This is a genomic window from Neisseria sp., assembly GCF_030530745.1.
Classification (GTDB): Bacteria; Pseudomonadota; Gammaproteobacteria; order Burkholderiales; family Neisseriaceae; genus Neisseria.
This window is the reverse complement of record NZ_JAUMUI010000005.1, coordinates 72,373-97,533: the sequence shown is the minus strand read 5'-3', so window position 1 is coordinate 97,533 and position 25,161 is coordinate 72,373. Positions and strand designations below refer to the sequence as shown.

Below are 25,161 nucleotides of genomic sequence, written 5' to 3'. Positions count from 1 at the left end.
TCGCGCGCCACCGCCTCGTCGGGGCTGGTGGTGCGCAGGCTGTAGGTGCCGGGCAGGTCGATGATGTGGACGGAGGCGTCGTCGACAAAAACGCCTTCGCGTTTGTCGACCGTTACTCCGGGATAGTTGGCCACTTTGGCGTTGGAGCCGGTGAGCCCGTTGAATAAAACGGTTTTACCGCAGTTGGGTGCGCCCAAAAGCGCGAAATAGCTTAAAGAGGCGGCATCAGCGCTCATATTGTTCTCCTCTTGCATGTTGTTTTCCAAAATTGCTTTTCAGCTTTTCAGACGGCCTTATCCCGGTTTTTGAAACCAGAAGCCGTTTGAAAGCGGTTCAGAAATGTTCCGTTACCACGCGGCACATGATTTTGGCCGCTTCGGGCGCGCGCAGGGCGAATTGCGACTGGTTGCCCAAACGCACGGCAAACGGCCCTTTGCCGAGCGCACCCACGGCAACCACCATCAACGGCATACCGTTGGAAAAGCCCAAATCGGCCAAACGGCGGCCGACCAAATCATCCAAATCGCCGAATGCGGTTTGGGGGCGGATGGAATCAATGTGCGCGTAAGTGCCTTTGCTCAAGGAAGAGAGCGGAACAGCAGTCATAGAAAACCTACTTTCTTGATGGAAACAGTCGGAAAGCGGCAAGACGGACAGAGGGTGATTTAATATTGGTATTGGTTTTTATTTATTTTTGAAAACATGTTAATACTTTTTAGGCAAATGCTCAACTGCATTTACCGTCCAAAGATAAATAGTTTTCAGCTTGTTGACCTGAATCAGAAAGAATGGCGGGCAGGATTTTTGGAGTGCGGGAAGGTTTGTTCCAGATATTTCAGACGGCCGGAAATGCCGGGCCTTAACCGCCGGCAGCCCTTAAGCCTTGCCCTGCATATTATGATGTTCGATTTCAAAGCCTTGTTTGCGGTAGGCTTTGAAACGTTCGCGGGCGTCGGCCAGCTCTTCCAAACCGGTGCCGACGATTTCCAGCACGCGCGCGGGCGGGGTAGGGGCGTCGCACCAAAAGTCGGGTGAGGCGTTTAACACCACCGTGTCGGGGGATACGTCGGGCAACTCGTCGCCGCAGGCCACCGCCAGCGGCACGTTTTGCGGAAACGCTTGGCCGCGCGCCCACAACTCGTGGGGCAGGAAACTTTCCGGCTCAAACTGCCACAATTGAGCGTCCAGCCGATCGGCCGTTTCGGGCGAATCCGCCCACAGCAGCACCTTGCCGCCGCTTTTCACAGCGCGTTCGGCCAGGCGGCAGACAAAGGCGGCGGGATCGCCGACATGGGTGTAGAAAGTGGCTTTGGGCATGGCGGTATCCGGGTTTCAGACGGCCTTAAAATACGGCAGGCCGTCTGAAACGGTTGTTAAGATTATTGAAATGAAATCGGACAACAGGCCGGCTGCAACGGAAAGCTGCTTTCAGACGGCCTGAAACCTTTACAAAATTCGCCGGTATTTTAAAACTTTTGCGTCATGCTCGGACTTGACCCGAGCATCTCATTGTTTCGAAAGAAATACCGGATACTCGGGTCAAGCCCGAGTATGACGGCGTTTGGGTATTTCAGACGGCCTCAAAGAATTTTGCAAAAGTTTCGGCCTGTGTCTATGTTTCGTACCTTTGCTGCCGTTTATCTCGCTTCCAACTTGGCAATGCCGCCCATATAGGGTTGCAGCGCGGCGGGAATGTTGATGCTGCCGTCGGCGTTTTGGTGGTTTTCGAGCACGGCCACCAGCGTGCGGCCGACGGCGAGGCCGGATCCGTTGAGGGTGTGCAGCAGGCGGTTTTTGCCGTTTTCGTCTTTAAAACGCGCTTTCATGCGGCGGGCTTGGAAGTCTTCGCAGTTGGAGCAGCTTGAAATTTCGCGGTAGGTGTTTTGTGCGGGCACCCACACTTCCAAATCATAGGTTTTGGCGGCGCCGAAGCCCATGTCGCCGGTGCACAGCACAATTACGCGGTAGGGCAGTTCGAGCAGTTGCAGGATTTTTTCGGCGTGACCCACCATTTCTTCGAGCGCGTCGTAGGATTTTTCGGGATGCACAATCTGCACCATTTCCACTTTGTCGAATTGGTGTTGGCGGATCAGGCCGCGCACGTCTTTGCCGTAGGCGCCGGCTTCGGAGCGGAAACAGGGGGAATGGGCGGTAAGCTTCAACGGCAGTTTTTCATACGGCACGATGGTGTCGGCCACGGTGTTGGTGAGGGTTACTTCGGCGGTGGGAATCAGATATTGCGTGAGCTTGGTTTCATCGCCGCCTCGGGTAACATGGAACAGGTCTTCGCCGAATTTGGGCAGCTGGCCGGTGCCGAACAAGGTGCCGTCGTTCACAATATAGGGTGTGTAGTGTTCGGTGTAGCCGTGTTGAAGGGTGTGGGTGTCGAGCATAAACTGCGCCAGCGCGCGGTGCAGGCGGGCGATTCGGCCTTTCATTACGGTGAAACGGGCACCGGAAAGCCGTGCGCCGGTTTCAAAATCCAAACCCAACGGCGCGCCCAAATCAACGTGGTCTTTGATTTCAAAATCAAAGGTGCGCGGCGTGCCGTGGCGGCGTACTTCTACGTTTTCGGTTTCGTCGGCGCCCACCGGCACGCTTTCGTGCGGCAGGTTGGGAAGGGTAGAGAGCCATGCGTCCAGCTCGGCCTGCACGGCTTCGTAGTCGGCGGCGGCCTGTTCCAAATCCGCTTTAATCTGCGCCACCTGCGCCATCGCCTGCTCCGCTTCTTCGTGCCTGCCCCGGCCTTTCAAGGCGCCGATTTTTTTCGACTCGCTGTTGCGTGCGGCTTGCAGCTCTTCGGTGCGAACTTGCAGTTCTTTGCGTTTGTTTTCCAGCGCTTCGAAGCGCACGGTGTCGAGTTCGTAGCCGCGTGCGGCCAAGCGTGCGGCCACGGCGGCGGTGTTGTTGCGGAGTTGTTGGATGTCTAACATGGTTTTTCCCTGTGGGTTTGAATGTGTCGGATGGGCGTTATTGTAAACCAATCCGGTTGGGAAAGGCCGTCTGAAAAGCGGCGGACGGTTTCAGACGGCCTGATGTGTTTGCTGCAAACGGTGCGGCGGTTATGGCGACAGCCTTTCTTTGCGCCAAACGCCGTTTTCCAGCCGGTATCGGATGCGGTCGTGCAGGCGGCTGGGGCGGCCCTGCCAGAATTCTACACAGTCGGGAATGATTATGTAACCGCCCCAGTGCGGCGGGCGCGGCACGTGCAGCGGGTGTTTCAGGCCGACGGCGGCGGCGCGCGCAACCAGCACCGGTTTGCCGGAAATCACTTCGCTCTGCTCGCTTGCCCAGGCGCCGATGCGGCTGGTGTAGGGGCGGCTTTCGAAATATTCGTCCGACGCGGCGCCGTCGAGTTTTTCCACCCTGCCTTCCACGCGCACCTGCCGCTCCAGCTCGGGCCAGAAAAAGGTGAGGGCGGCAAACGGCACGGCGGCCAATGCGCGGCCTTTGCGGCTTTTATAGTTGGTGAAAAACACAAACCCCTGCCGGTTGACTTCTTTGAGCAGCACCTGCCGGCCTTCGGGGCGGCCGTCTGAATTGACGGTGGCAACGTTCATGGCGGTGGGTTCGTTCACTCCGGCGCGCATCGCTTCGTTGAGCCAGCGCTCGAATTGGACAATCGGGCTGTCGTCGCATTCGGCCTCCGAGAGTTCCTGCTTGCTGTAATCTTCGCGGATATTGTGCAAATCCATTGCGGTTTCCTAAACTGTTGGCGTAAAGGCGGCGGGTTGGAGGCCGTCTGAAAGGGTTCGGGGCGTTTCAGACGGCCGAAACGGCAGGCATCACTGCGCCTGCACGGTAAAGGGCATATCCACTTTCTGCCATTGTTCGCTTTCGTATTCGAGCGCGCCGCCAACCAGCGGGTGTTCGTCGAGCCAGTTTCGGCTGATGCGCAGCACGAAGCCGCGGCCGTCGTCGCTGCTGCGCAGCTGGGTAAACGGCGGCAGCTCCAGCGGCAGGCGGGCGCGGCAGAACAGGGCGGCCAGGCGCAGCGAAAGAATGGCCGGCCACATGGTGCGGTTGCCGCTGACAAGCTCGGTCATCTTGCGCACGTCGCCGCGGTGGCCGAGCACCAGCAGCGACAAAATATTCTGCTCTTTGCGCGAAAAACCGGGCATATCGGCGTTTTCGAGAATATAGGCCGAATGTTTGTGGTAGCCGGTGTGGGCGATGTCGACGCCGATTTCATGCAGCAGCCCGGCCCAGTTGAGGTATTGCTGCCAATAGGCCAATTCCTGCACGGGCATGTTTTGGGCGAGGCCTATGCTTTCCATAAACTTCTGTGCGGCGGCGGCCACGCGGGCGGCCTGGTTTTTGCTCACGTGGTAGCGTTCTTGGAATTCGGCGGTGGTTTGGTCGCGCATGTCTTCGTTGAGCCGGCGGCCGATTAAATCATAGAACACACCGTCGCGCAGGGCGGCTTCGGTTACCATCATTTTTTCGATTTCCAGCTCTTCAAACGCAGCCATCATCACGGCCAGGCCGCCCGCGAACACTTCGATGCGGTCGGGCTTCATGCCTTCCAGGCGTGCTTTCTTCACGCTGCCTGCGGCAACGATTTTGTCGGCCAGCTTTTTCATGCCCGCGTAGGTGATGTCGTGTTCCTGCGGGTTTTCGGCGGCGATCACGTCGCGGATGGATTTGGCCGAGCCTGAAGTACCCACGGCGAAGTCCCAGCCGTTGCGCTTCATCAGTTTGCTGATGCGCTGGATTTCGTTGCGCGCGGCGGTAATGGCCGCCTGAAAATCTTTTTGGGTGATTTTGTTTTGAAAGAAGCGGATGCTGTAGGTTACGCAGCCTAACGGCAGGCTTTCGGTGGAAGTGGGCTTGAGGTCGGAACCGATAACAAACTCGGTGGAACCGCCGCCGATATCGATCACCAGCATTCTGTCGCCGTTGGGCGGCAGGGTGTGTACCACGCCGGTGTAAATCAGGCGCGCTTCTTCGCGGCCTGCGATGATTTCGATGGGAAAGCCCAGCGCGGCTTCGGCTTTGGGTATGAATTGGGCGATGTTCTTCGCCACGCGGAAAGTGTTGGTGGCCACCGCCCGAACCTGCCCGGGCTTGAAACCCTGCAGGCGTTCGCCGAATTTGGCCAGGCATTCCAGCGCCCTTTCCTGCGAGGCTTCGTCGAGGTTTTTCCGGCTGTCCAAACCTGCTGCAAAGCGCACCATTTGTTTAAACGAATCAATAACTTTTAGCTGTCCGTTGTGGATTTCGCAGATTTGCAGCCGGAAACTGTTGGAGCCTAAATCGACGGAAGCAAGAAAGTTGGGAGCAGTCATAATACGGAATTAAGAAACATACGGGGAGCGCAAATGTTACCCCTCGGCAGGCTGGTTGTCATCTGCTTTCACAATAAGGTTCTGTTTCACATCAATTAAAAACGGCGGGATGAACAAAGCGTTTCAGACGGCCTTGCATTCGCATTTCAAATGCAGCACTCAAATGCTGTTTGAGAGTCGTTCAAAAACAAATCAGCCGGCGTTTCATAACCAAGCGTTTTTCCCGGTCGGCGGTTGAGGGCTTCCCCAACCGCCTTAACCTCTTCGGCCCCCGCTTTTCTGAAATCCGTCCCCTTGGGGAAATATTGGCGTATCAGTCCGTTGGTGTCCTCCACCAAACCCTTTTCTCAGAATGGCAGGGGCGGCAGAAGTAGGTTTGCGTATCCAATGCTTTGGCAAAGACTGCCTGCCAGTAAAATGCTTTGCGCTCTCGATACCGGTTTGGTCCGGGTACTTTTCCTTTCGTCCATGCGCCGCTGCCGTATGTTCTGCGGTAGGGCTTGGAGACGATGCGCAGGTGGGTGCAGAGGCTGCCGCCGTTTTTGCGGCCGATGGCGGATGGGTGGTAGCCGATGGTTTGTGCGATTTGGAGCAAGGGCAGGTTGCGGTAGTATTTGGAAATGTAGTACCGTTGCTCTGAGGTCAGTTGTGTGTAAGCCATATTCAATCTTTCCTATCAGGAAAGGCAGTATGCTGCCGCATACCGGCCTTTTCTGTTGATGGAAAGTTGCATTTGTCAGGCGAATGTAAGGCCGTCTGAAAATAATTTAAGGAACCATTATGCATACGGAATCGGTATTGCCCTTGTTACAAAACCTGCAACACCAAATCTGCGCGGCGCTCGAAGAAGAAGACGGCGGTGCGCGTTTTATTGCGGATCACTGGCAGAGCAAGCTCGGCACGGGCGAGAGCAGGGTGATGAAAAACGGCGCGGTATTCGAGCAGGCGGGGGTGAATCTTTCGCATGTGAAAGGCGCCGCCATGCCTGCTTCGGCCACCGCACACCGCCCCGAGCTGGCGGGCGCGCCGTTTGAAGCGGCGGGCGTGTCGCTGGTGATTCACCCGAAAAACCCCTATGTGCCCACCAGCCATGCCAACGTGCGCTTTTTTATTGCCTATCCAGAAGGCAGGGAGCCGGTGTGGTGGTTCGGCGGCGGTTTCGATTTAACGCCGTTTTATCCGTTTGAAGAGGATATTCTGCATTGGCACCGAACCGCAGCCGCCGTGTGCGCCCCGTTCGGCGGCGAAGTTTATCCGCAATACAAACAATGGTGCGACGAATATTTTTATCTGAAACACCGGGGCGAAACGCGCGGCGTGGGCGGCTTGTTTTTCGACGATTTGAGCTGCTGGCCGTTCGACACCTGCCTGAACTTTATCCGCGCCGTCGGCGAAGGCTACATCGAAGCTTATCTGCCGATTGTGGCGCGCCGCAAACATACGGCATACGGCGGGCGCGAGCGCAATTTCCAGCTTTACCGCCGGGGCCGTTATGTGGAGTTTAATCTGGTATGGGACAGAGGCACGCTGTTCGGCCTGCAAAGCGGCGGGCGCACGGAGAGCATTTTGATGTCGATGCCGCCGCTGGTGCGTTTCGAATATGCCTATGCGCCTGAAGCAGGATCGCCAGAAGCACGGTTGGACGACTTTTTAAAGCCGCGCAACTGGCTGGCCGAGCTGGCTTAAATCCGATATTTTTTAAGCAAACGCCCTGCGCGGCGTATAATAATGCCCGACCGAAAACGAGCCTCCCATTATGAATGCACAAACCTTAGACGTAACCGGATTGAAATGCCCGCTGCCGATTCTGCGCGCCAAAAAAGCACTGGCGCAGATGCAGGCCGAAGACATTCTTACCGTGCTGGCCACCGACGGCGGCGCGCCCGACGATTTTGCCGCCTTTTGCCGCCAAACCGGCCATGTGCTGCTGGAATCTTCCGAATCCGGCGGCGTGTTCAAGCTGGTTGTCAAACACAAATAAGGCCGTCTGAAATGAACACCGTTGTTTCCCGCCCGTTACTGTCCGTGTTTGCGGTTTTGCTGGCCGCCTGCGGGCAGGGCGGCGTTGCGCCGGAGCAGGCGGCTGCTTATTCCGCCGAAGCCGTGCGGCTGTTTGCGCAAGGCTGCGTCGCACACGGCGGCAACGCGCAGCGCACGGCGGCATGGGCGCAGCAGCACAATTTGCAGCCCTTAAGCGCCGAAGCCGTGAAAAAACTGTCTGCGGGCATGATGGAGCCGGACGCGCAAGCCGTGTGGCAAACAGAGCGCAACGGCGCCGTGTTTTACCTCAGCACCGCGCCCGCTTCGTGCAGCGTTAAAACCGCTGTTGCCGACGAAGCCGCCGCCCGCCGCGATTTTGTGGCGGTGGCCGAACAGGGCGGAGAAGGGGCGGCGGCGCGGTTTCGTTCGGAAAACAGCGTTTCTTCGCCGTTTCTGTTCCGTCAATTGGTTTATGCCCGTTTGGATTCCGGCAACAACGAAGAAATCCTGCTGACCGCCAACACGTCGCCTTCTGATCATGTGCCCGCGCAACTGGCACTCCATCTCAGCCGCCGGCCGCTGGGGTTAAACCCGGTTGTGAGTCCGTAACGGCATCAGGCCGTCTGAAAAAGGTTTCAGACGGCCTTTAGGGCAATCAAAGTATCTAAATATTATTGAATACAGAAACAAAGGAATATCATGCAAACCTTAACCATTATCCAGCCCGACGATATGCACCTGCACCTGCGCGACGGCGAAGCCCTCAAAGCCGTGCTGCCGTTTACCGCCCGCCAGATGGGGCGTGCCGTGATTATGCCCAACCTGAAACCGCCGGTAGTCAGCGTGGCCGACGCGCTGGCCTATAAACAGCGCATTTTGGCCGCCCTGCCCGAAGGCAGCACTTTCGAGCCGCTGATGACGCTCTACCTCACCGACAAATCCACGCCCGAGCTTGTGCGCGAAGCCAAAGCCGCCGGTATTGTCGCGTTCAAGCTCTATCCCGCGGGCGCAACCACCAATTCCGATTCGGGCGTAACCGACCTGTTCAAACTGATTCCCGTTTTGGAAGAAATGGCCGCGCAGAACATGCTGTTTCTGGTGCACGGCGAAGTTACCGACCCCGAAATCGACATTTTTGACCGCGAAGCCGTGTTTATCGAGCGCGTGATGAAGCCCGTGTTGGAAAAAGTGCCCGGCCTGAAAGTGGTGTTCGAACACATCACCACCGCCGACGCCGCCCGTTTGGTTATGGAGGCGGGCGACAACGTAGCCGCCAGCGTTACCCCGCAGCACCTGCTGCTCAACCGCAACGATTTGCTGGTGGGCGGCGTGCGCCCGCACCACTACTGCCTGCCCGTGCTCAAGCGCGAAAGCCACCGCAAGGCATTGGTAGAAGCCGTAACCGGCGAAAAATCTCACAAATTCTTTTTGGGCACAGATTCCGCGCCGCACGCCCAATCCGCCAAAGAAAACGCCTGCGGTTGCGCGGGCATGTTCAGTGCCGCCACCGCCATCGAACTTTATGCCGAAATTTTTGAAAACGCCGGCGCGTTAAACAAACTCGAAGCCTTCACCTCGAAAAACGGCGCCCGCTTCTACGGCCTGCCCGAAAACCCGCGCACCATCACCTTGGTGAAACGCACTCAGCTGGTCGCGCCCAAAGTGCCGTTCGGTAACGGCGATTTCCTCATACCGATGCGGGGCGGGGAAAGCGTAAGCTGGACGGCGGAATATTAAAAAGTTTTCAGACGGCCGCAAAGCACGGTTGGGGCCGTCTGAAAAACTTTTATTGAAGCAGATTGAATTCGATAAAATCAAAAAAAAAAACAGATTTTTTAAAAAACCGCTGGACAAACAAACTGTGTTGCCATATTATTCGCGTTCTTCATTCACGGCAAATACGAAGCGGTGAAGCACGCACCCGTAGCTCAGTTGGATAGAGTATCTGGCTACGAACCAGAGGGTCGGGCGTTCGAATCGCTCCGGGTGCGCCACACAAATTATTTTATCCGCGCCCATCGTCTAGCGGTTAGGACATCGCCCTTTCACGGCGGTAACCGGGGTTCGATTCCCCGTGGGCGTGCCATATTTTCCAAGCCCTTCGGAATATCCGAAGGGCTTGGTTTTTGCATTTCCGTTGTGCGGCGTAATGACGGTAATGGGGTGTTTTATGCCGTCTGAAACATCCCGAGACCTTTGCAAAACCCAAAAAAGTTTATTTGCTGTCATTCCCGTGCAGGCGGAAATAACGAAATCAAATATTTCAGACGGCCTGAAGGCAGTTTTGCAAGGTTTCATCCCATTACCGTCATATCCGGGTTTGATCCGAGTATCTCTATTTTTCTAAACAATGAACGGATTTACGAATAATCAAACAAATCCGGCTGTGCCGTTTCGCCGGTAACGCGCACGTCGGTTTCACCGTCGGCAAACGTGATGTGCAGCTTCTGCCCCTGTTTCAACACCGCTGCGCTGCGGATCACTTGCCCGCGGCTGTTTTTCACCACCGAAAAGCCGCGTTCGAGAATATGCTGCGGCGACACCGCTTCGAGCAGGGCGGCCTGCTTTTCCAACAGTTGCCGGCGGTTGGCGAAGAGGTTGTGCCAATGCTGCTTTAAGGCTGTCTGAAAACTTTGCACATCGCGTGCGGCGTCGGAAACGTCGGGGCGCAGGTGGGCCAGTTGCTGCTGCTGGCGGGCAAACCGTTGCGCGTGGAAACGGTGGCTGTTTTGCATGGCAAAGCGCATCGATTGCGCCAGCGTGTGCAGTTGGGTGCGCTGCTCGTTTAGTTTCTGCTGCGGGTGGCGGATTTGGCGGGCGAACCAGTCGGTTTTCTGGCTGGCATCGTAATAACGCTGCTGCAAAGCGGTTTTCAGACGGCCTTGCGCCTGTGCCAGTTTGTGCAGTGATTCCAAGCGGTTGGGGCTGACCAGCTCGGCCGCGCCGGTGGGTGTGGGTGCGCGCACGTCGGCAACGAAGTCGGCCAGCGTGAAATCGGTTTCATGGCCGACACCGCTGACTACCGGAATTGGGCAGGCTTCGATGGCGCGCACCACGGCCTCTTCGTTAAACGACCACAAATCTTCAATGCTGCCGCCGCCCCGGCACACGATTAACACATCCGTTTCATTGCGCGCCGAGGCCGTCTGAACGGCTTGGGCAATCTGCACTTCGCTGCCTGAACCCTGTACGGCGGTGGGATAAATAATAACGGGGATTTCCGGCGCGCGCCGTTTCAGGGTGGACACCACATCACGCAGGGCAGCCGCCGCCAAGCTGGTTACGATGCCGATAACGCGCGGGTGGGCGGGCAGCGGCTTTTTGCGTTCTGCCGCAAATACCCCTTCGGCCTGCAATTTTGCTTTCAGTTTTTCATAGGCTTCATACAGTTGCCCCAAGCCTTTCAGCCGAACTTCGTTAACGGTAATCTGAAATTCGCCGCGTGCCTCGTAAATGCCGATACGGCCGGTCAGCTCGATGTGGTCGCCTTCTTTCAGCGGGGCGGGCAGTTTTGCCGCCGTGCCTTTAAACATGGCACAGCGCACCTGTGCGCGGCTGTCTTTCAGCGAAAAATAATAATGCCCGCTGGCTGCTCGGGTGAGATTGGATACTTCGCCCGCCACCCACAGGCCGAACAGGTTTTCTTCCAGCAGGCTTTTGGCTAGGGCGTTTAATTCGGATACGGAAACGGCGGCAGGGGCGAACAGTTCGGACATGGCGGGGCGTTTTGAAAAAGTTAGGGCGGCATTATATAGCGAATCGGTTTTTTTCTATACCGCAAGGCAGATGCGGCGGTGCGGCAAAAAATAATACCGCTTGAAATCGCGTTCAGACGGCTTTATAGTGAAACCCCGCCAAACCGTTGTTTCCACGGTTTGGTGGGAACCGCGCCGTATTATTTAACTTTACCGTTAACGCCGAGCCATTATGCAGAATATTCACGATTACGTCCGTCAAACCGCCGCCGCCGCCAAACAGGCTTTTTATGATATGGGTGCCGCCACCACGGCGCAGAAAAACGCCGCGCTGCTGCGCATGGCCGAATTGATCCGGCTGCACAGCGCGGAAATTATCGCCGCCAACGCGCAAGATATGGAGCAGGCCGCCGCCAAAGGCTTGGAACCGGCGCTGCTCGACCGTTTGAAGCTGACCGAAAACGCCGTTGAAAATATGTGCGAAGGCTTGCGCCAAGTGGCCGCCTTGCCCGACCCCGTGGGAGAGATGGACGAATTCCGCCTGCGCCCCAACGGCCTGCAAATCGGCAAAATGCGCGTGCCTTTGGGCGTAATCGGCATGATTTACGAATCGCGCCCCAACGTTACCATCGACGCCGCCGCCTTATGCCTGAAATCGGGCAACGCCTGCGTGTTGCGCGGCGGCAGCGAGGCTTTCCACAGCAATATGGCCATTGCCAAACTGATCACCCAAGCCCTGCGTGAAAACGGCCTGCCCGCCGATGCCGTGCGCCTGATTGAAAACACCAGCCGCGAAAGCGTGGGCGCGATGCTGCAAAGCCCCGACTTAATCGACGTGATTATCCCGCGCGGCGGCAAATCGCTGGTGGCGCGCATCAGTGCAGAGGCACGCGTGCCCGTGATTAAGCATCTCGACGGTATCTGCCACGTGTATATCGACCGCGCCGCCGATACACAAAAAGCGCTGGATATCGCCTTCAACGCCAAAACCTCGCGCTACGGCACCTGCAACACTATGGAAACGCTGCTGGTGCACGAAAGCCGCGCCGCCGAAATCCTGCCGCCGCTGGCCGAAAAATACGCCGGAAAAGGCGTGGAGTTGCGCGGCTGCGCCCGCACGAGAGCCATTCTGCCCGGTATTCAGACGGCCTCAAACGAAGACTGGGACACCGAATACCTCGCCCCCATACTGGCGGTTAAAGTGGTGGACAGCCTGGCCGAAGCCATCGCCCACATCAACACCCACGGCAGCCATCACACCGACAGCATCGTTACCGAATCCTACACCGACGCGCAAACCTTCCTGCGCACGGTTGACAGCGCTAGCGTGATGGTGAACGCCAGCACCCGCTTTGCCGACGGTTTCGAATACGGCTTGGGCGCGGAAATCGGCATTTCCACCGATAAAATCCATGTGCGCGGCCCCGTCGGCCTGAACGGACTGACCTCGCAAAAATGGGTGGTGCTGGGCAACGGCCAGATTCGCGGATAAAGCGTAACGGGCTGCCGCACAGGTTTCAGACGGCCTGTGCGGGCTTTAAAACGCTTGCGCCGTATTTTGGAAATGCCTTTTTGTGCGGGCGTTTCAAACCGTGCAACACATTTTCCCGGCAAATGAGGAAAAACTTTGCCCGCGCGGTTGTTTTTAGATAAAATCACGCCTTCACAAATGATTTTCGAGCAAGCCGCCGTTTTTGGCGGCTTGTATTTTTATTTGAGGAAACAGCGGTTATGTTGAAAGATTATGCCGTTGTTTTCCGGCCAGTATTTCTACGGCTGAACAGCCGTTTTACGGAGAATAGATCCATGCAGAAAATTCCGTTAACCGTGCGCGGTGCAGAATTATTAAAAGCAGAATTGCAGCATCTGAAAAGCGTTGCCCGCCCCGAAGTGATTGAAGCGATTGCCGAGGCACGCTCGCACGGCGATTTGTCGGAAAACGCCGAATACGAAGCGGCCAAAGAACGCCAAGGCTTTATCGAAGGCCGTATTTCGGAAGTGGAGCACAAACTTTCCATCGCCCACATCATCAACCCCGCCGAAATCCACGCCGAAGGCAAAGTGGTGTTCGGCGCGACGGTAACGCTGGAAGATTTGGACACCGAAGAGCGCGTGCGCTACCAAATCGTCGGCGAAGACGAGGCCGACATCAAAGAAAACAAAATCTATGTAGGCTCGCCCATCGCCCGCGCCTTGATCGGCAAGGAAGAGGGCGACGTAGCCGAAGTGCAGGCCCCGGGCGGCGTGCGCGAGTATGATATCGTGCAGGTGGAGTATATCTGAGCCGGCGGAAACTTTCAGGTTATACTTGATATGCAAATGTAAGGCCGTCTGAAAATATTGTTTCAGACGGCCTTTCGGTTTTCAAAGCCTTTGGATAATCAGGCCAGCTCAAACGCTTTGTGCAGCACGCGGGTGGCCAGTTCCATATATTTCTCGTCAATCAACACGGAAACCTTGATTTCGGAAGTGGAAATCATCTGGATATTGATACCTTCTTCGGCCAGCGTGCGGAACATTTTTGAAGCCACACCCACATGCGAGCGCATGCCCAAACCCACGATGGAAACTTTGCACACGGTGTCGTCGCCGTCGATTTCGGCGGCACCGAGGCTGTCTTTGAGGCCGTTGAGGGATTCCAAAACGGGTTTGTAGTCGCCGCGGGGCACGGTGAAGGAAAAATCGGTGGTGCCTTCATCGCCCACGTTTTGGATAATCATATCCACTTCGATGTTGGCAGCGGCAACCGCGCCCAGAATCTGGTAGGCAATGCCGGGTTTGTCGGGTACGCCGCGCACGTTGATGCGGGCCTGGTTTTTGTCGAATGCTATACCGGATACGGCAGCTCTTTCCATGTTGTTGTCCTCTTCAAAGGTAATTAATGTTCCGTTGCCGCCTTCCTGAAGGCTGCTCAATACGCGCAGGCGCACTTTGTATTTGCCGGCGAATTCTACCGAACGGATTTGTAAAACTTTCGAGCCCAGGCTCGCCAGCTCGAGCATTTCTTCGAACGTAACGGTGTCGAGGCGGCGGGCTTCGGGTACTACGCGCGGGTCGGTGGTGTAAACACCGTCGACATCGGTATAGATTTGGCATTCGTCGGCTTTGAGGGCGGCGGCCAGCGCAACGGCCGAGGTGTCGGAGCCGCCGCGGCCGAGGGTGGTGATGTCGCCTTTGCCGTTAATGCCTTGGAAACCGGCCACGATTACCACACGGCCTTCTTTCAAATCGGCGCGCATGGCGGCATCGTCGATATCTTCAATGCGGGCTTTGGTGTGTGATGCGTCGGTTTTAACCGCAACCTGCCAGCCGGTGTAGCTCTTGGCAGGCACGCCGATGTCTTTCAGAGCCATGGCAAGAAGGCCGATGGTAACTTGTTCGCCGGTTGCCAGCACCACGTCGAGTTCGCGCGGGTCGGGCAGGTCTTGCATTTCGTGTGCCAATGCCACCAAACGGTTGGTTTCGCCGCTCATGGCGGACACCACCACAACAACGTCGTGCCCTTCGGCGCGGGTTTTGGCAACACGTTTGGCTACGTTTTTGATGCGCTCGGCGGAACCTACCGAGGTGCCGCCGTATTTTTGTACGATTAACGCCATTTTTTCGTGCTTTCTTGATTGGTATTTAGGAGTGCAACGGCAGAATCGTTGCAGGTTGGAAAATGTGTAACATTATTACCTATTTTTACGCCCGAAAACAAGGTTGCGGGGCGGATTAACCGGTGCTTTGTGGTGCAGCTGCCGTTTGTTTTGACAAGGGTCAAAGCAGGGCAGGATGTTTGCAAAGGTCTCGGCCTGTTATTCTTTTTTGGCTTTAGCCGCCAGCATGGCCTGCAATCCGGCCAGATTGCTTCTGCCTTCTTCTTTGCTCACGATGGGGTCGCCGCCTTTGCGGCCCAAGATTTTCAAGTCTTCCTGCGGCATTTCGCCGATAAAGCGGCTGGGTTCGGGAAACTGCCAGGTGCCCTGGCGTTTGCGTTTGATGCAGTGGGTGAGCGTGAGCTGGCGTTTGGCGCGGGTGATGCCCACGTACATCAGCCGCCGCTCTTCTTCGACGTTGCTCTCTTCTATGCTGTCGGCGTGCGGAAGCATGCCTTCTTCGCAGCCCGCCAAAAACACATACGGATATTCCAGCCCTTTGGAGGCGTGCAGGGTGGAGAGTTTCACCGCGTCCGCTTCTTCTTCGTTTTTGCCTTCCAACAGTGTCATCAGCGCGATGGTTTGGGCGATTTCGATGATGTTTTTGCCGTCTTGCTCGCCTTTTTTCGCCAGCCAGCCGGTTAAATCGCACACGTTGCGCCATTTGATTTCGCCCGCCTTGCCTTCTTCGCTGTTCGACAGGTGCGCTTCGTAGCCGATGTCGCCGAGCAGGTTGTTGATGATTTCGCCGGCATCGTCGTGTTCGGCGCGGGCGCGGTAGTTTTCCATCAGCGTCATAAACTGGTGCAGGTGTTCGCGGTTGGCGGCGGCGAGTGCGGACTGTGCTTCTTTATTTAAGGCGGCCTCATAAAGGCTGCATCCGTGTTGTTGGGCATGGGCGTTGAGTTTGCCCAACGTGGCCTCGCCGATGCCGCGTTTGGGCGTGGTGGCGGCGCGCAGAAAGGCGGGATCGTCGCTGGGGTTGGCCAAGAGACGGATATAGGCGAGCACGTCTTTGATTTCGGCTTTATCGAAAAAACTCTGCCCGCCGGAAAGTTGGTAAGGCACGCGCGCGCTGCGCAGGGCCTCTTCAAACACGCGCGCCTGATGGTTGCCGCGGTAGAGTACGGCGAAATCGGCATAGCGGGTTTTGTCGCCGCCCACGAGTTTCTGCTTCACAATTTGACCCACCACCCATTCGGCTTCGTGCTGTTCGTGCTGGCAGGCAACCACTTTGATATGTTCGCCCATGCCGAACTGAGACCACAGGGTTTTTTTAAACAGTTTGGGGTTGTTTTCAATCACTTTGTTGGCCACTTTGAGAATCCGCGCGGTGGAGCGGTAATTCTGCTCGAGCTTGATTACTTTCATCTGCGGATAGTCGGCCTGCATTTGGCGCAGGTTTTCCATGTTTGCGCCGCGCCAGGCGTAGATGGATTGGTCATCGTCGCCCACGGCGGTAAACATGCCTTCGGCGCCGGTTAAGAGTTTCATTAAGGTGTATTGGCAGGCGTTGGTGTCTTGGCATTCGTCCACCAGCAGATAGCGCAGGCGCAGCTGCCATTTGTGGCGCACTTCGCTGTTTTGCTGCAACAGCAGGGCAGGCAGGCGGATTAAGTCGTCGAAATCCACCGCCTGATAATGCTCCAGCGTGGCCTGATAGCCGGCATAAACGGCGGCGGTTTGCCTGTCCCATTCGTTTGAGGCCGTCTGAACAATGTCTTCGGGCGTTTTTAAATCGTTTTTCCACAACGAAATCTGGTGCTGGGTTTTGTATAAGGCTTCTTTGCCGGTGCCGCCCAATAATTCGTTGATGATTTTGGCGCTGTCGGTGCCGTCGAGTATCGAAAAATTCTTTTTATAGCCGATGTGCGGCGCTTCTTCGCGCAGAATGCGCATGCCGAGCGAGTGGAAGGTGCAGATGGTTAACCCGCGCATGTGCTTTTTCGGCAGCATTTTGCCCACGCGCTCCTGCATTTCGCGGGCGGCTTTGTTGGTGAAGGTGATGGCCGCCACATGATGCGGCGCATAGCCTACATCGGTAATCAGATGCTTGATTTTTTGGGTAATCACGCCGGTTTTGCCGCTGCCCGCACCCGCCAGCACAAGCAGCGGCCCGCCGAGATACTTTACTGCCTGAAGTTGCTGGGGGTTGAGTTTCATGGAAGATGGGCCGTCTGAAAAGAAGAGGCGGGATTATAGCATTGCGCGGAAACCTTGAAGGCCGTCTGAAAGTTTTCAGACGGCCTAGGGCGTGTAGTTAGAATGCTTGCGAAGCGGTTTTTTGAGGAAAAATCCGCAGATGCAAGGCAAAAAGCGCAGCAAGATTGGACATCTTGCGAGCATTTTAGCTTCGCAAGTCCGCTACGCTACCTAACGCCGCAGACGGGGGATTTGGGCCAAAAATACCGCCGTTGTGTTGAATGTCGACAACCCCTAGTGTTTGTTTGGCATAACGGTTAGGCGTTTTGTTCGAAATAGCTTAAAACCGTTTGCGGCATCCAATCGAGGCTGCCTCTGCCGCGGCCGCTCACAAAGGCGCAATGCCCGCCGCAGGCGGGTTGCAGCAGGGTAACCTGCGGGGAAACTTGGGCGGCGCTTGGCAGGGCGGCGCCCGGCAGGAAGGGGTCGTTGACGGCGTTCAGCAGCAGGGTGGGCACGGTGATGTGCGGCAGCAGCGGTTTGCCGGAGGCGCGGCGGTAATAGTCGTGCCGGTCGGTAAAGCCGTGCAGCGGGGCGGTGAAGGCGTCGTCGAAATCGCCCAAGGTTTTGCAGCGTTTCAGCAGGTCGGTGTGAAAGCCGGCGGCGCGTGCTTTTGGCAGCAGCGAGTCGAGAAAATAGCGGGTGTAGAGCAGGCGGGTCAGGCCGTGGTCGAAGCGTGAGCCGGCGGCGGTTAAATCGATGGGGGCGGAAACCACGGCGGCGGCCTGCGGTATGGCTAAGCGGCCTTGTTCGCCCAGGTATTTGGCCAGCGCGTTGCCGCCGAGAGAAACGCCTGCGGCGTAGATGCGTGGATAGCGTTCGGCCAATGTTGCGAGCATAAAGCCGATTTCGGGGCTGTCGCCCGAGTGGTAAAACACGGGGGCGGTGTTGGGCACGCCGCCGCAACTGCGGAAATGAGCCACCACGCCGTGCCAGCCTTTGGCCTGAACCGCCTGCATCAGCGCCACGGCGTAATGGCTGCGGCTGCTGCCTTCCAAACCGTGAAACAGCACCACCAGCGGGGCATCGGGGTTGGGGCTGTCGATAAAGTCGTAGGCGGTTAGGGTTTGGCCGGTGCTGTCGGGCAAGAGTTCGCGGCGGTAGGCGGGCGGCGGCTGTTGCAGGGTTTTGGCATAAAGGGTTTCGATATTGCCGTTACGCAGCCAGCGGGGCGTGTGCAGCGGGGGCAGGTTCATTATGGTTTTCCGGGGAGTTTGCGGAATAAAACGAGATAGAGGCCGATAACGGTGCTGGTGCCGGTTATCCAGCCGACCAGTACGTCAGTGGGATAGTGTACGCCCAAAACCATGCGCGACAAACCCATCAGCAGGGCAAAAGTTACGGCGGCGGCGGTAATCGGCGCGCGACTCGGCGACTGCCAGTAAATCAGCACCACCATGGTGGCGAAGGCGGCGGCAAAGGTGCTGTGGCCGCTGGGGAAGGAAGCGCCGGTTTCTTCAATGATACGCGGCCAAAACTCGGGGCGGGGGCGGTTGAAGAGCTGTTTGGCGGCAGACATCAGGGCAGTGGGCAGGGCGGCTGCGAGCAGGGCGAACACGGCATGACCGCGCTGTCTGCGGCAAAACAGCCAAACCGCAAACAAAATAACCAGCGGCGCGGCAACGGCGGTTTTGCCGATATGGTGCAGCACAACCGCCACAGGCGTAAATGTGCTGCCGATATTGCGGTGCAGCCACAGCATAAAGGGCTGTTCGAAATGGAAGAAGCCGGTATCCCAAATGTTTTCGGCGATGAATCCGGCAACCGCCAGCGGAATCAGTATGCCGAAGAAGAGCAGCAGCAATAGGGCGGGAGAAGGGCGGTAGGCGCGTAAGGGCAGCATGGTGGGCAGAGGCCGTCTGAAAAAAGACCGTATTGTATAGATTGTCTGCGGTTTCGGGCAAACCGCTGTTGCGGGTGGGGCAGGCAGGTTGGTAACGGGCTGTATTTTAAAATAAACGTAAATTCAAGTTAATTTATTTTACCTGTTTAAGCTGACCCGAATCTGTTTTTTCGTCTGATGATGATAGTTATTGTAATTTTCAGAGTGGAAAGTTAAGTAAAAGTAAAGAAATGTTATGAATTTGTTGGTATGATAGTCATACAGTTTTTACAACAACGATAAGCCGCCGCTTGCAGCAGGCACGGCGGTTCACAATGATACGGAGGTCATTATGTCTGTTTTCTTTCTGCAAATCATCATTCTGATAGGCTGCGCATCGCTGGTTACCCTGGCTGCGTTGTGGCTGGCCGAACGGGATTCTTTTTAAGTTAAGCCGTTAATATCTTTGAGGCCGTCTGAACAATCTGTTTCAGACGGCCTTTCTGTCGGAAATATTCAAATGCGAAATAAAACGCAGCCGCCGTTAGCTTTCAGACGGCCTTCCGATAAGGCTGCCCCGGGCAGGTAAATAAAGGGAGACAGAGCCGCAGCCGCCGTGCAGACGCGGCCGTTTTCGTTTACAATCCGCCTATCCGAATCCAACGGAACAGTTTTAAGAGGAAATGCCGTGAACACAACGCCAAAATATATCGCCTTGCTGACGGCTTCGGCCTTGGCTTTGAGCGGCTGCGACAAAATCGACAGCTTTTTCGGTAAAGACGGAAAGCCGCAAGACGATTTGGTGCAGAAAGTAGAAACCAAAACCGCCGACGGTAAAGTAGAAATGCTACTGCCTGATTTCGCCAAACTGGTGGAGCAGGAAGGGCAGACTGTGGTCAACATCCAGGCTACCAAGGCTGAGAATACCGGGCGGCGCAATAATAACGGCATGGATTTGAACCAGTTTCCCGACAATGATCCGTTTTACGAGTTTTTCAAACGCCTCGTACCCAATATGCCCGAAATGCCGGAGCAGGACGACGAGGGCGAGCTGAATTTCGGATCGGGTTTCATTATCAGCCCCGACGGCTACATCCTCACCAATACGCACGTGGTCGGCGGCATGGGCAATATTAAAGTATTGCTGAACGACAAACGCGAATATACCGCCAAACTGATCGGCTCGGACCAGCAGTCCGACGTTGCCTTGCTGAAAATCGACGCCTCCGGCCTGCCGGTGGTTAAAGTGGGTAACGCCAAAGATTTGAAACCGGGCGAATGGGTGGCGGCCATCGGTGCGCCGTTCGGCTTCGACAACAGCGTTACCGCAGGTATTGTGTCGGCCAAAGGCCGCAGCCTGCCCAATGAAAACTACACGCCGTTTATCCAAACCGATGTAGCCATCAACCCCGGCAATTCGGGTGGCCCGCTGTTTAACCTGCGCGGGCAGGTAGTGGGCATCAACTCGCAGATTTACAGCCGCAGCGGCGGTTTTATGGGCATTTCGTTCGCCATTCCGATTGACGTGGCCATGAACGTGGCCGAGCAGCTGAAAACCACCGGTAAAGTGCAGCGCGGCCAGCTGGGTGTGATTATTCAGGAAGTTTCTTATGATTTGGCCAAATCGTTCGGTCTCGACAAAGCTTCCGGCGCCCTGATTGCACGCGTGCTGCCCGGCAGCCCGGCGCAACGTGCGGGCTTGCAGGTGGGCGACATCGTGCGCAGTGTGAACGGCGAAGAAGTGCGCCAATCGAGCGATTTGCCCGTGATGGTGGGTGCGATGGCGCCGGGTAAAGAGGTTACCCTCGGCGTGTGGCGCAAAGGCAAAGAAAGTGCGGTGAAAGTGCAGCTCGGTGCCAACGGCCAGGATACCGAAATGAGCGAGGAGCAGGCGTCCGATCCGTCATACGCGCCCGAAGGTCAAACCTTTATCATTGAAAACACGGGCTTAACCCTGCAAACGCGTTCAGCCGGCAACAGCAAACGTTTGGTGGTGGTAAAGGCCGAAGGTGCCGCCCAGCGCGCGGGCCTGAAGCGCGGCGACGAAATTCTGGCGGTGAGCCAAATCAATGTGGAAGACGAATCTACATTCCGCAGCGCGCTGGAAAACACCGGAAAAACCGCACCTCTGCTGGTACAGCGCAACGGCAGCACGCTGTTTTTGGCGTTAAACCTGCAATAAGCCTGCACATTTGTTTTCAGACGGCCTCAATGCAGCAGGCCGTCTGAAACGTTTCCGGCCGTCAGGCATATTTCTGCGGCCTTTAACCGCATCTGTCTGAGGTGGCTTTGCCAAAATTTTGAGGCCGTCTGAAAACTGCGGCAGCCCGAACCGATTTACCTTATCTTTTATGAGATTAGTATGACCCAACCCGTTATTCCGCGCGGCCCGGTGATGGCCGACGTACACACTTTCCGCCTTAGCGAAGAAGAAAAGCAACGCCTGCTCGACCCGGCTGTGGGCGGCGTGATTCTGTTCCGCCGGAATTTTGAAAACATCGAACAGCTCAAAGCCTTGGTCGGCGAAATCAAGGCCCTGCGTTCGCCCGAGCTGATTATCGCCGTTGATCACGAAGGCGGGCGCGTGCAGCGTTTTATCAACGGCTTTACCCGCCTGCCCGCGATGGATGCGCTCGGTGCGGTTTGGGACAGCGAAGGCCCCGAAGCGGCCAAAGCGCGCGCGGAGCAGGTAGGTTGGGTATTGGCCGCCGAATTGAGCGCATGCGGCATCGACTTATCATTTACACCCGTGCTCGATTTGAACTGGGGGCAGTGCGCCGTTATCGGCAACCGCAGCTTCCACTGTGATGCCGGAGTGGTGGCCGAGCTGGCGCTGGCGCTGCAAAAAGGCTTGAACTGCGGCGGCATGAAATCGTGCGGCAAACATTTTCCCGGCCACGGCTTCGTAGAAGGCGACAGCCACCATGTGCTGCCGCAAGACGACCGCACGCTGGCAGAATTGGAAGCCGCCGATATATTGCCGTTTAAAAAAATGAGCGCCGCCGGCATGGCTGCCGTGATGCCCGCGCACGTGGTGTACCCGCAGGTTGACAGCTTGCCCGCAGGTTTTTCTGCCAAATGGCTGAAAGAAATCCTGCGTCGGGAAATCGGCTTTAACGGCGTGATTTTTTCAGACGACCTTACCATGGAAGGCGCGGTGGGCGCAGGCGGTATCAAAGACCGTGCCCGTTTATCGTTTGAGGCGGGCTGCGATATCGTGCTGGTGTGCAACCGGCCGGATTTGGTTGACGAATTGCGCGAGGGTTTCGTTATCCCCGCCAACCCCGACTTGGCCGCGCGCTGGCAATATATGGCGAATACCTTGAGCACCGGAGAGGCCGCCGCCATGATGCAGACGCCCGAATTTAAAGCCGCCCAACTGGCTACTGCGCAACTGGCCACGCCGAAAGATACCGAAGGCGGCGTGAAGGTGGGCGAGGCGTTTTAATTTAAAGGCAGTTACCCGTCGGCCGGCATATGCTTCAGGCCGTCTGAATTTTTTCAGACGGCCTCAAACAAGAAAGTAGTATAAAATTCCGTCTCGTTCCGAATAATCATAACCTTAAGGATCAATTGCCCACATTTACCGTCGGGATCGTCTGAAAACACCGTTCCAACGTACCAGAACTGTATTAAAATAACGGCCTTTTCCTACATTCCACCGCTTTATGGCACATCATCCCTACCGCCGCCTGCGCGCGCAGCAATCTGAACTGCCGGAGGTGGGCATTTCCGAATCCGGCAACATCCGCTCGCTGCATTTGGGCAGCGCCACCGTGCAAAGCTCGATGAACCTCGACCACCCCGCCGAGCTGGTGCTTTCATACAGCCGCGCGATGATGGGCTGGCTGCTGTTTGTCGAACAGGCACCTGCACATATTACCCAAATCGGCCTGGGCGGCGGCTCGTTTGCACGCTGGATAGACGCCTATCTGCCCGATACTCGCCAAACCGCCGTCGACATCAACCCGCAGGTTATCAACGTGGCGCGCAACCTGTTCGAGCTGCCGTTTGAAGACGAACATTTCGAAATCATCGAAGCCGACGGTGCCGAATACATCAAAACCCTGCGCGGCGGCACCGATGTGGTGCTGGTGGACGGCTTCGACGGCCTGCAAATCGTTGATGCGCTGGTGGAAGAGCCGTTTTTTGAAAACTGCCGCCGAGCATTGTCGGCAAACGGCATCTTCGTAACCAACTGGTGGAGCGGCGATAGGCGCTACCGCCGCTTCGTCGAACGCCTGCTGGGCGTGTTTGAAGGCCGCGTGTTGGAGCTGCCCGCAGAAAGCCACGGCAATGTTGCCGTGATGGCATTCCAAAGCAGCCCGAAAGAGCAAAACCTCGACAAACTGAAAAAGCGCGCAAGCAAACTCAGCACGCAATACGGTTTGGATTTCAAACGGATGTTGTCCGAACTGAAAGCCAACAATCAAAACAACGGCAAGCATTTTTATCTGTAAGGCCGTCTGAACAACCATCGAGGCCGTCTGAAACATAACGGGCGGCTTTAAGTAGAAAGAAGTGCCATGAGCTATTTCCAACGCCACCTGTTTATCTGCACCAACGCCCGCCGCAATCCGTGCAAACAAAGCTGCAACGATAACGGCGAAGCCGATGCCGCCGTCGATTTTCTCAAAGGCAACGCCAAAAAAATGGATCTGATAGGCCCCGGCAAACTGCGTATCAGCAGCACAAGCTGCCTGGGGCGCTGCGAATCCGGCCCGGTGATGGTGATTTACCCCGAAGCCCGCTGGTACACTTATGTGGACGAAGAAGATTTGCAGGAAATTCTCGAACAAGATTTGGCAGGCGGCAAAGCCGTTAACCGCCTGCTGGTCGATCAACCGGAAAACGGCTGATTATGCCCGGATTTTTCAGACGGCCAATACATTCACGATAGACATCATCATGTTGAAACCCATTAACCAACTGCATATCCCAGGCCCTGCAGGCATACTCGAAACCATCTATCTGCCCGCGCAAGGGCGGGAGCGCGGCGTAGCCGTAATCAACCATCCCAACCCGCTGCAAGGCGGCACCAATACCAACAAAGTGATACAGACCGTAGCAAAAACTTTGAGCATACTCGGGTTTCACTGCTATCTGCCCAACCTGCGCGGCGTAGGCAACAGCGAAGGCAGCCACGACTACGGCAGGGGTGAAGCCGACGACTGCATCGCCGTTATCGACTATGCCCGTGCAAAACACCCCGAAGCCGCGCTGTCGGCCATCAGCGGCTTTTCGTTCGGCGGTTATGTTTCACTGTTTGCGGCGCAACAGCGCGAGCCGGATTTGCTGTTGTTGGTTGCCCCTGCCGTCAACCATTATGAAAACCGCGAACCCACGGCTCCTGATGCGTCCAAAACCTTGCTGGTTCACGGCGAAGCCGATGAAATCGTGGGTTTGGAAAAGGCTTTTAAATGGGCTGCACCGCAAGATATTCCCGTTTTGGTTTTGCCCGAGTCCTCACACTTTTTCCACGGCAAACTGATTGTTTTGCGCGAAACCCTGCTGCGCTTTGTGCCTGCGGTTCTGAATGGCAGGCCGGCTGCGGTACCGCCGGCTGGCGGTCAAGGGCCTGTTTGAAAATCTGTATCCTGTATATTGAAACCGTTACGGGCGGGTATGGCTGTATAAATTAATTTGGCCAAGGTTTCCATTGGGTTGCGGCAACAACGGAAAAGGCGTGCCTGTTTTGAAGGCACGCCTTTTAATTGGGATACGGAACCCATACTTTATTTGGTCAAACCTGCGTGTTGCACCGGTGTATTTTTACTGAAGTTGATTTCTTTAATCACGCTAAGGTCAATCGAATCACCGTTCATGGTTGCCGGGCGCAAGTATTGAGCTTCCATCCAGTCAACCGCTGCGGCGTCAATACTGGCAGAACCGCTGCTGCGCACAATTCGGGCGTTGCTCACATTGCCTTCGGCATTGATGGTGATGCGCATGGCCAAATTGCCGCTGATCGGCGCGGTGGCATCGGAAGCCTTGTGATGGAAAGTAACGCCTTGGGCGAAAGAAGCTTGGGCGCCGGCCAGCATGGCAAAGGCAGTTACGGTAGAAAGAGCACGTTGGATTTTCATGATTTTGTCCTTGTTGTAATACGTTTCGTAATGTGTTTGGCCATCTTGCGGCATAAAATGGTGCCTGGCCGGTTTTATCAATGGAAAAACATTAAAAATATAAAGATTATGGTATTTTCTGCTTTTCTTGTTATGTATTCTGCATGTTTGGAAAAAATAATGCAATAAAAAAATGCAAGATAAATGGAAAATTTTTCAGATAATCGGTTTATTTGGAATGGTGGTGATAGTTTTTATTGAAGTGGTTTTCATCGGGATAGTGAGATTTGAAACGATGAATTTTATTTAAATCTTTTAAAAACAGTATGATATAAAAATTATAATCGTGGTGTGCCACTTTTCTTTATCTTGAAATTTACACTACACCGTTTATCCGGATAAAAGCCCGATTGTCTCTTGTATGCAACTGTCAAATTTAATTTTCGGCAGGAAGCAATGGTTGGAAACTGA

The 25,161-nt window shown here is 55.9% G+C and carries 24 protein-coding genes and 2 tRNA genes; 13 read left to right on the top strand and 13 right to left on the bottom strand.

The window, feature by feature from the left end; genetic code table 11:
• From Q3970_RS03500 to Q3970_RS03470, 7 genes are all read right to left on the bottom strand, one after another.
• Positions 1 to 236, bottom strand: a 236-nt coding sequence (locus Q3970_RS03500; protein ID WP_303099215.1) for a FeoB small GTPase domain-containing protein, incomplete at its 3' end; no start/stop codon positions are given.
• Positions 237 to 333: 97 nt separating this feature from the next.
• Entirely contained in the window at positions 334 to 606 is a 273-nt protein-coding gene (locus Q3970_RS03495) for a FeoA family protein (protein WP_303099214.1), read from the bottom strand.
• Positions 607 to 876: 270 nt separating this feature from the next.
• The gene (locus tag Q3970_RS03490) at positions 877 to 1,317 is read right to left on the bottom strand and encodes a DNA polymerase III subunit chi (RefSeq protein ID WP_303099213.1); all 441 of its coding nucleotides are present in this window, start codon (positions 1,315 to 1,317) and stop codon (positions 877 to 879) included.
• Positions 1,318 to 1,637: 320 nt separating this feature from the next.
• The gene (gene serS / locus Q3970_RS03485; protein ID WP_303099212.1) at positions 1,638 to 2,933 is read right to left on the bottom strand and encodes a serine--tRNA ligase; all 1,296 of its coding nucleotides are present in this window, start codon (positions 2,931 to 2,933) and stop codon (positions 1,638 to 1,640) included.
• Positions 2,934 to 3,062: 129 nt separating this feature from the next.
• A complete protein-coding gene (gene pdxH / locus Q3970_RS03480) occupies positions 3,063 to 3,695 on the bottom strand; it encodes a pyridoxamine 5'-phosphate oxidase (RefSeq protein ID WP_303099211.1) in 633 nt (210 codons plus the stop codon).
• A 90-nt stretch (positions 3,696 to 3,785) separates the two neighbouring features.
• Positions 3,786 to 5,291, bottom strand: coding sequence for an exopolyphosphatase (gene ppx / locus Q3970_RS03475; protein ID WP_303099222.1), 1,506 nt, complete (start codon positions 5,289 to 5,291; stop codon positions 3,786 to 3,788).
• A gap of 310 nt (positions 5,292 to 5,601) precedes the next feature.
• The gene (locus Q3970_RS03470; protein WP_303099210.1) at positions 5,602 to 5,949 is read right to left on the bottom strand and encodes a helix-turn-helix domain-containing protein; all 348 of its coding nucleotides are present in this window, start codon (positions 5,947 to 5,949) and stop codon (positions 5,602 to 5,604) included.
• A gap of 119 nt (positions 5,950 to 6,068) precedes the next feature.
• Here Q3970_RS03470 and hemF point away from each other — a divergent pair, with 119 nt between their 5' ends.
• From hemF to Q3970_RS03440, 6 genes are all read left to right on the top strand, one after another.
• Positions 6,069 to 6,974, top strand: coding sequence for an oxygen-dependent coproporphyrinogen oxidase (gene hemF, locus Q3970_RS03465; protein ID WP_303099209.1), 906 nt, complete (start codon positions 6,069 to 6,071; stop codon positions 6,972 to 6,974).
• A 70-nt stretch (positions 6,975 to 7,044) separates the two neighbouring features.
• The gene (locus Q3970_RS03460) at positions 7,045 to 7,269 is read left to right on the top strand and encodes a sulfurtransferase TusA family protein (protein ID WP_085364758.1); all 225 of its coding nucleotides are present in this window, start codon (positions 7,045 to 7,047) and stop codon (positions 7,267 to 7,269) included.
• A gap of 11 nt (positions 7,270 to 7,280) precedes the next feature.
• Positions 7,281 to 7,877 carry a hypothetical protein gene (locus Q3970_RS03455; protein ID WP_303099208.1) on the top strand — a complete coding sequence of 199 codons (597 nt, stop codon included), beginning with the start codon at positions 7,281 to 7,283 and terminating at the stop codon, positions 7,875 to 7,877.
• Positions 7,878 to 7,967: 90 nt separating this feature from the next.
• Complete coding sequence (gene pyrC / locus Q3970_RS03450) at positions 7,968 to 9,005, top strand: dihydroorotase (protein ID WP_303099207.1); 1,038 nt, start codon at positions 7,968 to 7,970, stop codon at positions 9,003 to 9,005.
• A gap of 180 nt (positions 9,006 to 9,185) precedes the next feature.
• Positions 9,186 to 9,262, top strand: a tRNA-Arg gene (locus Q3970_RS03445).
• A gap of 17 nt (positions 9,263 to 9,279) precedes the next feature.
• A tRNA-Glu gene (locus Q3970_RS03440) sits at positions 9,280 to 9,354 on the top strand.
• Positions 9,355 to 9,628: 274 nt separating this feature from the next.
• On the opposite strand, the gene xseA is transcribed toward Q3970_RS03440, so the two are convergent.
• The gene (gene xseA / locus Q3970_RS03435; protein ID WP_303099206.1) at positions 9,629 to 10,984 is read right to left on the bottom strand and encodes an exodeoxyribonuclease VII large subunit; all 1,356 of its coding nucleotides are present in this window, start codon (positions 10,982 to 10,984) and stop codon (positions 9,629 to 9,631) included.
• A 211-nt stretch (positions 10,985 to 11,195) separates the two neighbouring features.
• Here xseA and Q3970_RS03430 point away from each other — a divergent pair, with 211 nt between their 5' ends.
• Together Q3970_RS03430 and greA are read left to right on the top strand one after the other, a co-directional pair.
• Complete coding sequence (locus tag Q3970_RS03430; RefSeq protein ID WP_303099205.1) at positions 11,196 to 12,455, top strand: glutamate-5-semialdehyde dehydrogenase; 1,260 nt, start codon at positions 11,196 to 11,198, stop codon at positions 12,453 to 12,455.
• 314 nt (positions 12,456 to 12,769) lie between these two features.
• Positions 12,770 to 13,246 carry a transcription elongation factor GreA gene (gene greA, locus Q3970_RS03425; RefSeq protein ID WP_085364923.1) on the top strand — a complete coding sequence of 159 codons (477 nt, stop codon included), beginning with the start codon at positions 12,770 to 12,772 and terminating at the stop codon, positions 13,244 to 13,246.
• Positions 13,247 to 13,344: 98 nt separating this feature from the next.
• Here the strand turns inward: greA and Q3970_RS03420 are convergent, their stop codons facing one another.
• The 4 genes from Q3970_RS03420 to Q3970_RS03405 form a co-directional block, all read right to left on the bottom strand.
• A complete protein-coding gene (locus tag Q3970_RS03420; RefSeq protein WP_303099204.1) occupies positions 13,345 to 14,562 on the bottom strand; it encodes an aspartate kinase in 1,218 nt (405 codons plus the stop codon).
• A gap of 198 nt (positions 14,563 to 14,760) precedes the next feature.
• Positions 14,761 to 16,764 carry a DNA helicase Rep gene (gene rep, locus Q3970_RS03415; RefSeq protein ID WP_303099203.1) on the bottom strand — a complete coding sequence of 668 codons (2,004 nt, stop codon included), beginning with the start codon at positions 16,762 to 16,764 and terminating at the stop codon, positions 14,761 to 14,763.
• Between the two features lie 296 nt (positions 16,765 to 17,060).
• On the bottom strand, positions 17,061 to 17,999 hold the full coding sequence (locus tag Q3970_RS03410) for a YheT family hydrolase (RefSeq protein WP_303099202.1): 939 nt from the start codon (positions 17,997 to 17,999) through the stop codon (positions 17,061 to 17,063).
• Positions 17,999 to 18,646 (bottom strand): phosphatase PAP2 family protein, encoded by a 648-nt coding sequence (locus Q3970_RS03405; protein ID WP_303099201.1) that lies wholly within the window; start codon positions 18,644 to 18,646, stop codon positions 17,999 to 18,001. The genes Q3970_RS03410 and Q3970_RS03405 overlap by 1 nt, the downstream gene beginning before the upstream one ends.
• A 667-nt stretch (positions 18,647 to 19,313) precedes the next feature.
• On the opposite strand from Q3970_RS03405, the gene Q3970_RS03400 reads away from it, so the two are divergent.
• The 5 genes from Q3970_RS03400 (at position 19,314) to Q3970_RS03380 (ending at position 24,211) form a co-directional block, all read left to right on the top strand.
• A complete protein-coding gene (locus Q3970_RS03400; protein WP_303099200.1) occupies positions 19,314 to 20,807 on the top strand; it encodes a DegQ family serine endoprotease in 1,494 nt (497 codons plus the stop codon).
• A gap of 180 nt (positions 20,808 to 20,987) precedes the next feature.
• Entirely contained in the window at positions 20,988 to 22,073 is a 1,086-nt protein-coding gene (gene nagZ, locus Q3970_RS03395; RefSeq protein WP_303099199.1) for a beta-N-acetylhexosaminidase, read from the top strand.
• Between the two features lie 220 nt (positions 22,074 to 22,293).
• Positions 22,294 to 23,085, top strand: a complete 792-nt coding sequence (locus Q3970_RS03390; RefSeq protein ID WP_303099198.1) for a polyamine aminopropyltransferase — start codon at positions 22,294 to 22,296, stop codon at positions 23,083 to 23,085.
• Between the two features lie 66 nt (positions 23,086 to 23,151).
• Positions 23,152 to 23,484: a ferredoxin gene (locus Q3970_RS03385; protein WP_303099197.1), complete on the top strand. Its 333-nt coding sequence runs from the start codon at positions 23,152 to 23,154 to the stop codon at positions 23,482 to 23,484.
• Positions 23,485 to 23,533: 49 nt separating this feature from the next.
• Positions 23,534 to 24,211, top strand: a complete 678-nt coding sequence (locus tag Q3970_RS03380) for an alpha/beta hydrolase (RefSeq protein WP_303099196.1) — start codon at positions 23,534 to 23,536, stop codon at positions 24,209 to 24,211.
• Positions 24,212 to 24,360: 149 nt separating this feature from the next.
• Here Q3970_RS03380 and Q3970_RS03375 read toward each other — a convergent pair whose 3' ends face one another.
• Positions 24,361 to 24,711 carry an energy transducer TonB gene (locus Q3970_RS03375; protein WP_303099195.1) on the bottom strand — a complete coding sequence of 117 codons (351 nt, stop codon included), beginning with the start codon at positions 24,709 to 24,711 and terminating at the stop codon, positions 24,361 to 24,363.
• Positions 24,712 to 25,161: the final 450 nt, after the last annotated feature.

Coding starts and splice junctions, on each gene's coding strand:
- Q3970_RS03495 (WP_303099214.1), bottom strand. CDS start 606: ATGACTGCTGTTCCGCTCTCTTCCTTGAGCAAAGGCACTTACGCGCAC.
- Q3970_RS03490 (WP_303099213.1), bottom strand. CDS start 1,317: ATGCCCAAAGCCACTTTCTACACCCATGTCGGCGATCCCGCCGCCTTT.
- serS (WP_303099212.1), bottom strand. CDS start 2,933: ATGTTAGACATCCAACAACTCCGCAACAACACCGCCGCCGTGGCCGCA.
- pdxH (WP_303099211.1), bottom strand. CDS start 3,695: ATGGATTTGCACAATATCCGCGAAGATTACAGCAAGCAGGAACTCTCG.
- Q3970_RS03470 (WP_303099210.1), bottom strand. CDS start 5,949: ATGGCTTACACACAACTGACCTCAGAGCAACGGTACTACATTTCCAAA.
- hemF (WP_303099209.1), top strand. CDS start 6,069: ATGCATACGGAATCGGTATTGCCCTTGTTACAAAACCTGCAACACCAA.
- Q3970_RS03460 (WP_085364758.1), top strand. CDS start 7,045: ATGAATGCACAAACCTTAGACGTAACCGGATTGAAATGCCCGCTGCCG.
- Q3970_RS03455 (WP_303099208.1), top strand. CDS start 7,281: ATGAACACCGTTGTTTCCCGCCCGTTACTGTCCGTGTTTGCGGTTTTG.
- pyrC (WP_303099207.1), top strand. CDS start 7,968: ATGCAAACCTTAACCATTATCCAGCCCGACGATATGCACCTGCACCTG.
- xseA (WP_303099206.1), bottom strand. CDS start 10,984: ATGTCCGAACTGTTCGCCCCTGCCGCCGTTTCCGTATCCGAATTAAAC.
- Q3970_RS03430 (WP_303099205.1), top strand. CDS start 11,196: ATGCAGAATATTCACGATTACGTCCGTCAAACCGCCGCCGCCGCCAAA.
- greA (WP_085364923.1), top strand. CDS start 12,770: ATGCAGAAAATTCCGTTAACCGTGCGCGGTGCAGAATTATTAAAAGCA.
- Q3970_RS03420 (WP_303099204.1), bottom strand. CDS start 14,562: ATGGCGTTAATCGTACAAAAATACGGCGGCACCTCGGTAGGTTCCGCC.
- rep (WP_303099203.1), bottom strand. CDS start 16,764: ATGAAACTCAACCCCCAGCAACTTCAGGCAGTAAAGTATCTCGGCGGG.
- Q3970_RS03410 (WP_303099202.1), bottom strand. CDS start 17,999: ATGAACCTGCCCCCGCTGCACACGCCCCGCTGGCTGCGTAACGGCAAT.
- Q3970_RS03405 (WP_303099201.1), bottom strand. CDS start 18,646: ATGCTGCCCTTACGCGCCTACCGCCCTTCTCCCGCCCTATTGCTGCTG.
- nagZ (WP_303099199.1), top strand. CDS start 20,988: ATGACCCAACCCGTTATTCCGCGCGGCCCGGTGATGGCCGACGTACAC.
- Q3970_RS03390 (WP_303099198.1), top strand. CDS start 22,294: ATGGCACATCATCCCTACCGCCGCCTGCGCGCGCAGCAATCTGAACTG.
- Q3970_RS03385 (WP_303099197.1), top strand. CDS start 23,152: ATGAGCTATTTCCAACGCCACCTGTTTATCTGCACCAACGCCCGCCGC.
- Q3970_RS03380 (WP_303099196.1), top strand. CDS start 23,534: ATGTTGAAACCCATTAACCAACTGCATATCCCAGGCCCTGCAGGCATA.
- Q3970_RS03375 (WP_303099195.1), bottom strand. CDS start 24,711: ATGAAAATCCAACGTGCTCTTTCTACCGTAACTGCCTTTGCCATGCTG.